Consider the following 12164-nt stretch of genomic DNA (forward strand, 5'->3'; position numbering starts at 1 on the left):
TCTCCTGCGGGAGAGGGTTGCGGTAAGGGGGCGCGGCGAAGCCACTCGCCACGCGTGCCGCAACCGGCCAACGTTTTGCTTAGCCGCGTTCCAGTGCAGAGGCCTCATCGGCCAACTGTGGCGACAACCAGCAATGCGAGCCGAGTGCAGCAAACCCCACGCTGGCGAAGCGGCGCCGATACCAGCGCGCCGATCGCGCCTGGAAGCCGTCGTGATCGCCCTCGAACGCATCTTCTTCGGCGAAGGCTTCCAGAAACGCCACGCCTGCGCACATCTCGGCCAACCCCGGCAGGCCCTGGTTGAACTCGCGCGTGGGCACGTAATGCAGCACGTCCGAGCAGATCAGTAGATCCACCGGGGCGCACGGGCGCAGCCAGGCAAAATCGCCGAAGCGGGCAGGGTGGATCTGGCGACTGCGGCCATAGCGCTGCACCGCATAGGCGCTGCTGTCGAAACCCAGATAACTCAGCTTTGGCCGCAATGCCAACAACGGCGCGCGCCATGCGGCTTCGCCGCAGCCGACATCGAGCACGCTGCGGATCGGCCGTTCCAGGTAGTACTCGGCCTGGGCCACGGCGAGTGCGACCTTGCGTCGCAGGCGTGCGGGGTCGGCCAGCCCGGCATCGCGATACCAGCGGCGGAAATAGTGGGCGTCGTACTGTTTGGGGTCGGACTGCTGCATGGGCTTGGCTGCTTTCGCGCGCGCGGATAGGTGAAAATGCGGGCCATCCTACGCGAGCCAGCGGAGCCAGCGCATGACCCTGTATTTGTGGATCAAGACCTTCCACCTGTTGTTCGTAATCGCCTGGATGGCCGCGGTGTTCTACCTGCCGCGCATTCTGGTCAACATCGCCGAAGCCGGCAGCGACACCGCGGTGCGCGCGCGCCTGGTGTTGATGGGGCGGCGGCTCTATGCATTCGGCCACAGCATGCTCGGTCTGGCACTGCTGCTCGGGGCGGTGCTCTGGCAGGGTTATCGGGTCATCCCGGATTTCCCGACGATGGTCGCCGGCGGCTGGCTGCACGCCAAGCTGTTTGCCGTGGCATTGATTCTTGCCCATTACATCGTGTCCGGGCGCTGGGTCAAAGGCGCCGAACAGGGGCGTGCAGTGCCCAGCGGTTGGGCGCTGCGCTGGTTCAACGAAGCACCGGTGATCCTGCTGGTCGGCGTGATCTGGTTGGTGCTGGCCAAGCCGTTCTGAGCGCATTGCCCACCGCATCTGCGTACGCCTGACGGCTCCGGCGCGCCGGTGCCAAGGCTGCTACTGCCGAAAAAATACGGGGCATTCCGGTGTCCCGCCGCGCATGCCTGTGGTGGTTCATGGAGGGACGGCCAGTGACGTGGAGATGTGCGCACCGGGCAAAAGGGCCGATGAATCTTAGGGTCCGCGCGAGCGCGACGACGAATTCATGCGCCTGACGGGTGTTGCTTGAGCAGCATCTCCAGATACCGTTTCTGGTGTCCGGCAAATCCCTTTCTGCCGTATAGCGCGTAAATTTTGCCGAAGGCAGCATAGGCGCGTGCCTCATCCCCGAGCTGCAGCATCGCTTCGCCTTCGGTCATCAGCACAAGATGGTCGGTGTGGTCTGGGTCGTCGTACATCAGTGCCATCACCTGGATCCATCGAAGCACGTTTTCCTGATCGTGCAGGTCGGCGTAATCCTTGACGAAACTTGCAGACAGGCTTTGCGGGTAATAATCCCAGTTCGCCTTAGGTTCGGGGATCAGCGCCCACGCCTGTAATCCCAAGGCGAGCGATTCGGCCAGGGCGCCGCTGCGAAACCGCTGTGTGGATTGCTCCAGCAGACGATCGATCTCGGCTCTCAGACCTGCCTCGATTTCAGGCTTCCTTTGCATGGTGATGGCCTTGATCAGGTTGCCAAGCGATTGGTTGCCGAGCGATGCGATGTGCGTGACCTGCAGCTACACGGGCGTCGTGTTGGCTGCTCTCAGGCGCCGGTGTCGAGCTCGCGCAGGCCCTTGCGCGCCAGGTCGACCCAGGCGCGTTGCTCGCGTTGGTAATGCTTGGGCGAGGCGGCGGCGTGACGCAGCACCTGTTCGTACACCGCCCTGGCCTGGTCATTGCGTGCGATGCGCTGCAGCAGTTGTGCATAGCGCACGCGTGCTTCTTCGCCCGGATAGCCTTGCGCCAGCGTGTCGTATTCGTGCAAGGCAGCCTCGGTGTCGCCACTGCCTTCGACCGCGCGCGCATACAGCAGGTGCCCGTCATGCGAGCGGAAGCTGGGGTTGGCTGCGATCAAGGCATCCAGGGTCTGCCGCGTCTGCTGCGGTCGGCCCAGCCCGAACTGCGCCTTGGCCAGGCCGAGCATCAGGTGCGGATCGTCGCGATAGAGTCCACGCAAGGCCCCCTGGTAATGCTCGGCGGCCTGGGCGTAATCGCCGCGCGCCAGCAAGGTCTCTGCGAGCTGGCGGCGATTTTCCGGTGTGTCGGCCACATCCAGCCGGCGTGAGGCATCGCGCTGTTCGCGTTGCGGGTCCAGGGTGCTGCGCACGCGCTTGAGGCCACGGCGTGCATAGGGGTCGTTGCGCAGATCGGGGATGACCGCCACGCACACATAGACCAGCACCGCCAGCAGCGAAAACGCCAGCAGCAGGAAGATCCAGTACAAGGGCCGCCCGCTGCGCACGACGTGGACGCAGCAGGCGGCTTGCAGCAGCAGTGAGATCAGCAGGAGCGGAGACATGCGGGTGTGGCGTCCTTTCCATGGCCGCGCACTTGGCGCGGCCGGCCTTCGTGCGAATCAATGCCCTTCGTAGGCACCGTAGCTGCGCAGACGCTCGTAACGCTGCTGCAGCAACGTATCCACTGGAATCTTTTCCAGCGCGTCCAGCTCGTTGAGCAGTACCGCTTTCAGGCGCTTGCCCATCTGTTCGGGATTGCGATGCGCACCGCCGGTGGGTTCACGGATCACCTTGTCGACCAGGCCCAGGCCTTTCAGGCGCTTGGCGGTCAGACCGAGCTGTTCGGCGGCGTCCTTGGCCTTGGCCGCGTCCTTCCACAGGATCGAGGCACAGCCTTCCGGCGAAATCACCGAATAGGTGCCGTATTCCAGCATCAGGGTACGGTCGCCCACGCCGATCGCCAACGCGCCGCCGGAGCCGCCTTCGCCGATCACGGTGCAGATCACCGGGATTTTCAGCTCGGCCATTTCCAGCAGGTTGCGCGCGATCGCCTCGGACTGGCCGCGCTCCTCGGCACCGATGCCCGGATACGCGCCGGGCGTGTCGATGAAGGTCAGCAGCGGCAGGCGGAAGCGCTCGGCCAGCTTCATCAGGCGCAGCGCCTTGCGGTAGCCCTCCGGGCGCGGCATGCCGAAGTTGCGTGCCACCTTGGTCTTGGTATCGCGGCCCTTCTGGTGCCCGATGATCACCACCGGGCGGCCGTCGATACGGCCCAGGCCACCGACGATGGCCTTGTCGTCGGCGTAGGCGCGGTCGCCGGCCAGTTCCTGGAACTCGTCGCAGATGGTGTTGATGTAGTCCAGCGTGTACGGGCGCTGCGGATGACGCGCCAGCTGCGAGACCTGCCAGGCCGACAGATCGCGGAAGATCTGCGCGGTGCGCACGCGCAGCTTGTCGCGCAGCGCACGCACTTCGGTCTCCACGTTGACCGCAGGCCCGGTACTGGCCTTGCGCAGTTCCTGGATCTTTGCTTCCAGATCGGCGATGGGTTGCTCGAAGTCGAGGTAGTTAGGATTCATGCAATGGCGTCGTCAACGTAAGGCGGGGAGTGTAGCTGAAGCGGTGTGGCTGGCCCGTACGCAGCCGTGCGGTTGCACGGCAGGGATTGGGGATTCGGGATTCGTAACGGCGGTCTGTTGCAGCGCCGAAGTCGCAGTGCTGCTGTTACGAACCCCCAATCCCGAATCCCGGCTCCTCACGCCCACGGCGGGTTGTACTTGATCTTCAAGGTCCGCACCGCAGGGTCTGCGCGCAGGCTGTCCATCAGCTGCTGGTCGATCCGCACCGAATGGTTGCCGTTGAGGTCGAGCATGCCGGCCACGCCCCCGCTGGGCGCGCGCAGCAGCAGGTCCAGGCGCAGGGGCGTCCTGCCGGGGCGGTGCTTGGCCAGCAGGGCGTCGATGCGCTTGAAGGCCTGCTTTTCGCGCAGGTCCAGGCGCAGCGACAGCCGCTGCGCGTGGTCGGCGCAGATCTGCTCGTAGTCCCAGCACTGGCGGATGCGCAGGCTATAGCCGCCGTTGAATTCGTCCTCGCGCAGGCCGCCCTTGACGATCAGGATGCGGTCGCGGGTGAGCAGGTGGCCGAACTCGGCCATCGCGTCGGAGAACGCACTGCATTCGACCCGGCCGCGGCCGTCTTCGAGCTGCACGAACACCTGGCTGTCGCCCTTGCGGCGTACGCCGACCACCTGGCCGGCCAGGATCGCGCTCACTTCCGGCCGCCAGGCGCGTTTTTCGCCATCGCCCCCGCCGCCCCCGCCACCACGTTGTTGCGAGGCCAGGATCTTTTCCAGCGCACCCAGATCGCAACCGACCAGCTCGCGGACTTCTTCGCGGTGCGGGTCGAACGGGTGGCCGCTGAGGTAGAAGCCCAGCGTTTCGCGCTCGCCGGTGAGCAGCTGGCCCAGCGGCCATTCCTTGCTCTCGGGCAGGTCCAGGCGCATCGCCGGGGCGCTCGGGTCCGGCCCGCCGAACAGCGAGTTCTGTCCGGAGGCGCGCTCACGCGCCATCTGCTCGGTAGCCTTCATCACCTCCGGCAACTGCAGCATCAGCGAAGCACGGTTCTTGCCCAGGCCATCCATCGCGCCGGCATTGATCATGGCTTCCAGCGTGCGCCGGTTGAGCTTTGCGGTGCCCACGCGCGTGCAGAAATCCAGCAGCGTGGTGTAGGGGCCGCCGCGCTGGCGTTCTTCGACGATCGCCTCGCAGGCGCCCTGGCCGACGCCCTTGATCGCGCCCAGGCCGTATTGAATGGTGTCCGGGCTGGCGGCGGCGAACATGTACGCCGACTTGTTGACGCGCGGCGGTTTGACGGTGAGGCCGAGGTTGCGCACCTCATCCAGAAAGCCCACCACCTTGTCGGTGTTGTCCATGTCCGAGGACAGCGTGGCGGCCATGAATTCGGCTGGGTAATGGCGTTTCAGCCACGCGGTCTGGTAGCTGACCAGCGCGTAGGCGGCGGCGTGCGACTTGTTGAAGCCGTAGCCGGCGAACTTCTCCATCAGGTCGAAGATTTCGTCGGCCTTGGCGGCGCTCACGCCGCCCTTGGCCGCACCTTCGCGGAAGATTTCGCGGTGCTTGGCCATTTCGGCCGGCACCTTCTTGCCCATCGCGCGACGCAGCAGGTCGGCGCCGCCCAGCGAATAATCGCCGACGATCTGCGCCATCTGCATCACCTGCTCCTGGTACACCATGATGCCGTAGGTGTCTTTCAGGATGACTTCGGTGCGCGGATCGGGGTAGACGATCTCCTGCTGGCCGTGCTTGCGCGCGTTGAAGTCCGGGATCAGGTCCATCGGGCCGGGACGGTACAGCGACACCAGCGCGATCAGGTCTTCGAAGCGGTCCGGGCGCGCGTCCTTGAGCAGGCGGCGCATGCCCGAGGATTCGAACTGGAACACCGCACCGGTATTGCCCGAGGCGAACACGCCCTTGTAGGTGGGCACGTCGTCGAGCGGAATGGCGGTGATGTCGACCGGGTCGATGCCGGCGCGCGCGTGGCGCACGTTGATCGCCTTGACTGCCCAATCGATGATGGTCAGCGTGCGCAGGCCAAGGAAGTCGAACTTCACCAGACCCACCGCCTCGACGTCGTCCTTGTCGAACTGGGTCACCGGGTTCTTGCCGCGGCCGTCTTCGTCGTGTTCGGCGAACAGCGGGCAGAACTCGGAAAGCGGATCGGGCGCAATCACCACGCCGCCGGCGTGCTTGCCGGCGTTGCGGGTGAGGTCTTCGAGCTGGCGCGCCAGATCCATCAGGTCGCGCACGTCGTCTTCGACCTGGTAGCGCTGGATCAGATCCGGCGAGGCCATCTCCGAATCCTTGCCTTCGCCCATCGCATCCTTGAGCGTGATGCCCAGGATGTTGGGGATCAGCTTGGCCACGCTGTCGACCAACCCATACGAAAAGCCCAGCACGCGGCCGGCATCGCGCACCACCGCCTTGGCGGCCATGGTGCCGTAGGTGATGATCTGGCTGACGCGTTCGCGGCCGTACTTGCGCGCCACGTAGTCGATGACTTCGTCGCGCCGGTCCATACAGAAGTCGATGTCGAAGTCGGGCATCGACACGCGCTCTGGATTCAGGAAGCGCTCGAACAGCAGGTTGTAAGGCAGCGGGTCCAGGTCGGTGATCTGCAGCGCCCAGGCCACCAGCGAGCCGGCACCGGAGCCGCGGCCCGGGCCGATCGGAATGCCCTGGTTTTTGCCCCACTGGATGAAGTCGGCCACGATCAGGAAGTAGCCGGGAAAGCCCATCTTGATGATGGTGTCCAGCTCGAATTCGAGCCGGTCCACATAGTCCTGGCGGGTCTTGCCCGGCGCGATCGGGTTCTTTTCCAGGCGTGCGGCCAGACCCTGTCGCGACTGGCTGCGGATCCAGCTGTCCAGCGTTTCGTCTTCCGGCACCGGGTAGGCGGGCAGGAAGTAGGTGCCCAGGCGCATCTCGATGTTGCAGCGCTGCGCCAGCGCGTGGGTGTTGTCGATGGCGTCGGGGATGTCGGCGAACAGCGCCGCCATCTCCTCGCTGGACTTTATGTACTGCTGGTCGCTGTAGTCGCGCGGGCGCTTGGGATCGTCCAGCACGCGGCCGGAGGAAATGCAGACGCGCGCTTCGTGCGCATTGAAGTCGCTGGCGTACAGAAAACGCACGTCGTTGCTCGCCACCACCGGCAGCCCGCGCACGCCCGCGGCGTGCAGGGCGAACTGGTTGAAGCGTTCCTCGCCATCGCGGCCGGTGCGGGTGAGCTCCAGGTGCAGGCCATCGCCGAACACGCGCTGCCAGTCGGCCAGCTGTTGCTCGGCCAGATCCGCGCGGCCCTCGTTGAACAGGCGCCCGGCCAGGCTGTCGCGGCCGGCCAGCGCAAACAGGTTGGCGTGCCCGGCCTGCAGCCATTCGGGATGGATCGCCACACCGCCTTCGGGGCGGTGGCCTTCCATCCAGGCGCGGGTGAGCAGCCGCGACAGGCTCAGGTAGCCTTCACGGTCGCGGCAGAGCAGGGTCATGCGCCACGGGGTCATGTCCGGCGTGGCGATCATCACGTCGGCGCCGGCGATCGGCTTGATGCCGACGCCTTCGGCGGCCTTGTAGAACTTGACCAGCGCGAACAGGTTGTTGAGGTCGGTGACTGCCAGCGCGGGCATGTCGAGTTCGACTGCCCGGCTCAGCAGGTTGGCCTGCTTGGCCTTTTTCGGGTCAGCCTGATCCGGTTTCTCGGGCACACGGATGGTGGAATCCGCCAGCGAGAACTCGGTGTGGACGTGCAGATGGACGAAGCGGGAAGTGGACATGCGGGACCGGAATAATGCGCGGTCAGGGTACCGGCGGGGGCGGGGGCGAACAAGGCTTGACAGCGGGGGGCGGGACCCGGGACCGGAGACCTGGAAGGGCGGTCAATCGCTTGCCGGGCCGGCGCTGCACAGGCATCCGAGGACCGCAGGGCCGAGACGAGTGGAATGATGTGTGCCTGGAGCCACTGCGCACGGCACGCAATCAATGTGCGGCTGTTCAGGCTCCGACGCGCAGCCGGACACGCCGATGCCGACCCTGGCGTCTCTTACAGCGGCGCAACCAATTGCCCGACCTGCAACTGCTCCAGGTCCCGGGTCCCGTGACCCGGTTCCAGGCCTTCACGGCCTTGCAGCGCCAGACGCACCGGCGCAAAACTGCGCCGGTGTTGCGGGCATGGCCCGTGGGTTTGCAACGCGGCCAGATGCACCGGCGTGCTGTAACCCTTGTGCTGATCGAAGCGATATTCCGGGTGCCGCGCGTGCAGTTCGTGCATCAGCCGGTCGCGCGTCACCTTGGCCACGATCGAGGCGGCCATGATGGCGCGGTCCAAGGCGTCGCCACCGATCAACGCCTCGGCCGGGCAGGGCAGCCCCTTGGGCACGCGGTTGCCATCGATGCGCGCGAACCCGGCCACATGCGCCACGCCTTCCACTGCGCGCCGCATGCCGAGCATGGTCGCCTGGTAGATATTGATGCGGTCGATCTCTTCGCTGTCGATCAACACCACCGACCACGCCAGCGCCCGGTCGACGATGCGCGCATACAGCTGCTCGCGCCGCTCGGCCGTGAGCTGCTTGGAATCGTCCAGCCCGTTGATGCGCGGCTTGCCGGGGTCGAACACCACGGCGGCCACGGCCACCGGCCCGGCCAGTGGGCCGCGGCCAGCTTCGTCGACACCGGCGATCAAACGCCGCGATTCGACATTCGGGATTTGGGATTGGTCAAACAAGGGCGACTGGCGCGCCTCGGCGTCGGCGCTATCGGCCTGGGTGCCTAAAGCAATGATTTTCATGCCTTCGCTCCTGCCGAATCCCCAATCCCGACTCCCGACTGCCGGCCTTCCAGCAGCCCAGCCACCGCATCCGCTGCCCGCGCCGACGCATCGCAGCGCAACTCCGCGTGCAGGGCCAGGTAGCGCGGCTGCAGGGCGGCGACCTTGTCGGGGTGTTTGAACCAGTCCAGCAGTGCCACGCACAGCCGCTCGGGGGTGCAGTCGTCCTGCATCAGTTCCGGCGCCAGGTCGTCATTGGCCAGGATATTGGGCAGGGCGTAGCGGTTGACCTTGAGCAGGCCCAGCAGCTTGACGATGCGGTAGGTGAGCGGAGCGACCTTGTAGCCCACCACCATCGGGCGCTTGACCAGCATCGCTTCCAGCGTGGCGGTGCCGGAGGCCAGCAGTACCACGTCGGCGGCCAGCATGGCGGTACGCGCCTGGCCGTCGAGCAGATGCGAGCGCATCACCGGCAGCGACGAGCGTGACAGCTGCTCGGCCAGCAGGTGCTTGCAGCCTGGATTGGCGGCCGGTACCAGCACGTGCAGATTGGGCAGGTGCTCGGACACCAGCCAGGCCGCCTGGAAAAAGGTGTCGCCGAGCCGGCTGATTTCGCCGTGACGGCTGCCTGGCAATACTGCCAGGACAGTGCTGGAGGCGGACAGGCCCAGCGTTGCGCGCGCTGCTGCGCGGTCGGCCTGGTAGGCAATATCGTCGGCCATCGGGTGGCCGACAAAGCGGGCGTCCACGCCATGCTTGGCATAGATCGGCGGCTCCATCGGAAACAGGCACAGCACCAGATCGGCGCTGACGCCGATTTTTTCGGCACGCTTCTCGCGCCACGCCCACACCGACGGGCTGACGTAGTGCACGGTCTTGATCCCGCGCTGCTTGAGCCAGCGTTCCACCGGCAGATTGAAATCCGGCGCGTCGATGCCGATGAACACGTCCGGCTTCCACGCCAGCACCCGCTCGCGGAACGCGCTGCGCAGCTTGAGCAGGCGCGGCAGATGCCGCAGCACCTCGGTCAGGCCCATCACCGCCAGTTCGCTGGCATCGAACCAGGTCTGGCAACCGGCGCCACGCATCGCATCGCCACCGATGCCCACGAATTCGGCATTTGGATAGCGCAGCCGCAACTGCTCGATCAGCCCCGCGCCGAGACTGTCGCCAGAGGCCTCGCCGGCGATCAGCGCGATGCGCGGTGCGCGGAGATTGGGGATTGCGGATTGCGGATTGGCCAGCGCGTCGTGCACGACTTCGCCCGGTGTGGTGTGGACGCTTTGCATCCCCAATCCCGAATCCCGAATCCCGGCCGTCATCGTAACAACGGCCGTTCTGCTGCTTCGATGAACTCGAGCATCCCGCGCACATCGTCGCTGCTCTTGGCCTGTTCGGCCAGCTGCAGCTTGGCATCTGCCAGCGGCAGGCCGGCGACGTACAGCGTGCGGTAGGCGCGCTTGATCGCGGTGATGCGTTCGGCGTCGAAACCGCGGCGCTTGAGCCCTTCGCTATTGATGCCGCGCGGACGCCCCAGCGATTCGCTGCCCACCATGGTGAACGGCGGGACGTCGCCGTTGGTCAGCGCGCCCATGCCCAGGAAGGCGTGCGCGCCGATACGGCAGAACTGATGCGCGCCGGCAAAACCGCTGATGATCACGTAGTCGCCGACGGTGACGTGGCCGGCCAGCGTGGTGTTGTTGGAGAACACGCAGTGGTTGCCCACATGGCAGTCGTGCGCCACGTGCGTATAGGCCAGCATCCAGTTGTCGTTGCCGACCACGGTGATGCCGCCACCACCGCCGGTGCCGCGATTGATGGTGACGAATTCGCGGATCACGTTGCCGTCGCCGATCACCAATTCGGTCCGTTCGCCAGCGTACTTCTTGTCCTGCGGTTCGCCGCCGATCGCGGCGTGGCCGATGAAGCGGTTGTTGCGACCGATCCGGGTCGGGCCGTGGATCGAGCAATGTGGCCCCACCTCGGTGCCCGCCCCGATCTGCACATCGGCGCCGATCAGCGAGAAGGCGCCGACGCGGACGTCGTCCGCCAGCGTTGCCGATGGATCGATGACCGCCGTCGGATGAATCAAAGGTGTTGAATCGCGCATCGTGTCTTACTCCGAAAGCGGGGGATTACCTGGCGCCGGCGCACATCACCTCGGCACTGGCCACCACTTCGCCGTCGACCTTGGCTTCGCCGTAGAAGCATCCCACGTTGCGGATCAGGCGCTTCATCTGCACTTCCATGATCAACACGTCGCCCGGGACCACCTGCTTGTTGAAGCGGGCCTTGTCCACCTTGACCATATAGAACAGCTGCGACAGGGCATCGCGGCCCAGGCCGAGCTGGGTCATCACGCCGCCGACCTGCGCCAGCGCCTCGATGATCAGCACGCCAGGCATGACCGGACGGTTCGGAAAATGGCCCTGGAAGAACGGTTCGTTGATGCTGACGTTCTTCTGCGCCACGATCCACTTGGTTTCAAGATCGAGTTCGAGGATGCGGTCGACCAGCAGAAACGGGTAACGGTGCGGGAGCAGCGTCTGGATCTGACTGACGTCGATCGGCAGTTCGTAAACGTGGTGGCTCATTGTTTCTCCTTGCCCACAGCCAGGATGCGCCTAGCGAGCGCATCAAGCTGCTTGAAGCGCGCGGCGTTTTTGCGCCACGTGCGATTGTCGGTGAGAGGGGTGCCGGACGAATACTCGCCCGGCTCATGGATGGAATTACGCACGACAGACTTGCCGGTGATCACCACCTTGTCGCAGATCTCCAGGTGGCCGACCACGCCGACATGCCCGCCAAGCAGGCAATAACGGCCGATCTTGGCGCTACCGGCAATGCCGGTGCAGCCGGCAATCGCACTGTGCGCGCCGATGCGGCAGTTGTGCGCGATCTGCACCAGGTTGTCCACGCGCACGTCTTCTTCCAGCACGGTGTCTTCCAGCGCGCCGCGGTCGATGCAGGTGTTGGCGCCGATTTCGCAGTCGTCGCCGATCACCACACCGCCAAGCTGCGGCACCTTGATCCAGTGCCCGGCATCCATGGCCAGGCCGAAGCCATCGGCGCCGATCACCGCACCGGGGTGGATGCGCACGCGCTTGCCCAGCCGCACGCGGGTGACCAGGGTGACGCGGGCAAGCAGCTCGCTGCCGGCGTCCACCACGCAGTCTTCGCCAATGATGCTGCCGGTGCCGATCACGCAGCCATCGCCCACGCGACTACGCGCGCCAATGCTGACGAACGGACCGACATGCGCGGTGGCCGAGACCTGGGCGGTCGGGTCGATCACCGCAGAGGCATGGATGCCCGGTTCGCGCACCGGGGCCACATCGAACAGCGCGGCGATCTTGGCGAACGCGGTATACGGGTCCTTGGCGACCAGCGCGGTGCCTTTGGCGGCCTCGGCATCGTCGGCACGCAGCACCACGACAGCGGCCTGGGTGTCGGCCAGTTGCGGACGATAGCGTGGGTTGGACAGGAAGCCCAGCTGGCCTGCGCCTGCATGGGCCAGGGTGGCGACGCCGCTGACTTCGGTGGTGCCGTCACCGACGACGGTCAACCCGAATTGTTCGGCAATCGCACTGGCGGTCAATCGCATCAGGGTAAACCTCGCGTAAACGATAATTGGCTGGTTTAACAGGGGGGGGAACGTCGCCAAAAGTTGGCTAAACAGTCG

Annotated in this window: 11 protein-coding genes; 1 reads left to right on the forward strand and 10 read right to left on the reverse strand. The window is 65.7% G+C overall.

Annotated features, from left to right (window positions below; genetic code table 11):
• Positions 1-79: 79 nt before the first annotated feature.
• On the reverse strand, positions 80-682 hold the full coding sequence (locus J7360_RS18485; RefSeq protein ID WP_057662016.1) for a class I SAM-dependent methyltransferase: 603 nt from the start codon (positions 680-682) through the stop codon (positions 80-82).
• A 73-nt stretch (positions 683-755) separates the two neighbouring features.
• On the opposite strand from J7360_RS18485, the gene J7360_RS18490 reads away from it, so the two are divergent.
• Positions 756-1202 carry a CopD family protein gene (locus J7360_RS18490; protein ID WP_057662014.1) on the forward strand — a complete coding sequence of 149 codons (447 nt, stop codon included), beginning with the start codon at positions 756-758 and terminating at the stop codon, positions 1200-1202.
• Between the two features lie 206 nt (positions 1203-1408).
• Here the strand turns inward: J7360_RS18490 and J7360_RS18495 are convergent, their stop codons facing one another.
• From J7360_RS18495 to lpxD, 9 genes are all read right to left on the reverse strand, one after another.
• Positions 1409-1924, reverse strand: a complete 516-nt coding sequence (locus tag J7360_RS18495; RefSeq protein ID WP_244664001.1) for a hypothetical protein — start codon at positions 1922-1924, stop codon at positions 1409-1411.
• 26 nt (positions 1925-1950) lie between these two features.
• Complete coding sequence (locus J7360_RS18500; protein ID WP_057662007.1) at positions 1951-2706, reverse strand: tetratricopeptide repeat protein; 756 nt, start codon at positions 2704-2706, stop codon at positions 1951-1953.
• Positions 2707-2763: 57 nt separating this feature from the next.
• Positions 2764-3723, reverse strand: coding sequence for an acetyl-CoA carboxylase carboxyltransferase subunit alpha (locus tag J7360_RS18505; RefSeq protein WP_005924942.1), 960 nt, complete (start codon positions 3721-3723; stop codon positions 2764-2766).
• A 176-nt stretch (positions 3724-3899) separates the two neighbouring features.
• Positions 3900-7490 (reverse strand): DNA polymerase III subunit alpha, encoded by a 3591-nt coding sequence (gene dnaE / locus J7360_RS18510; protein ID WP_057662005.1) that lies wholly within the window; start codon positions 7488-7490, stop codon positions 3900-3902.
• 266 nt (positions 7491-7756) lie between these two features.
• Positions 7757-8503, reverse strand: a complete 747-nt coding sequence (locus J7360_RS18515; RefSeq protein WP_007965609.1) for a ribonuclease HII — start codon at positions 8501-8503, stop codon at positions 7757-7759.
• Positions 8500-9804, reverse strand: a complete 1305-nt coding sequence (lpxB, locus tag J7360_RS18520) for a lipid-A-disaccharide synthase (RefSeq protein WP_139792795.1) — start codon at positions 9802-9804, stop codon at positions 8500-8502. Before lpxB ends, J7360_RS18515 begins: the two co-directional genes overlap by 4 nt.
• On the reverse strand, positions 9801-10592 hold the full coding sequence (gene lpxA / locus J7360_RS18525) for an acyl-ACP--UDP-N-acetylglucosamine O-acyltransferase (protein ID WP_003485381.1): 792 nt from the start codon (positions 10590-10592) through the stop codon (positions 9801-9803). The genes lpxB and lpxA overlap by 4 nt, the downstream gene beginning before the upstream one ends.
• Positions 10593-10617: 25 nt before the next feature.
• The gene (gene fabZ / locus J7360_RS18530; protein ID WP_003485378.1) at positions 10618-11076 is read right to left on the reverse strand and encodes a 3-hydroxyacyl-ACP dehydratase FabZ; all 459 of its coding nucleotides are present in this window, start codon (positions 11074-11076) and stop codon (positions 10618-10620) included.
• Positions 11073-12086: a UDP-3-O-(3-hydroxymyristoyl)glucosamine N-acyltransferase gene (gene lpxD / locus J7360_RS18535; protein WP_057662000.1), complete on the reverse strand. Its 1014-nt coding sequence runs from the start codon at positions 12084-12086 to the stop codon at positions 11073-11075. Before lpxD ends, fabZ begins: the two co-directional genes overlap by 4 nt.
• Positions 12087-12164 lie beyond the last annotated feature (78 nt).

Origin of the sequence: Xanthomonas sp. D-99 (genome assembly GCF_017746145.1) — a bacterium.
Classification (GTDB): domain Bacteria; phylum Pseudomonadota; class Gammaproteobacteria; order Xanthomonadales; family Xanthomonadaceae; genus Xanthomonas; species Xanthomonas cissicola.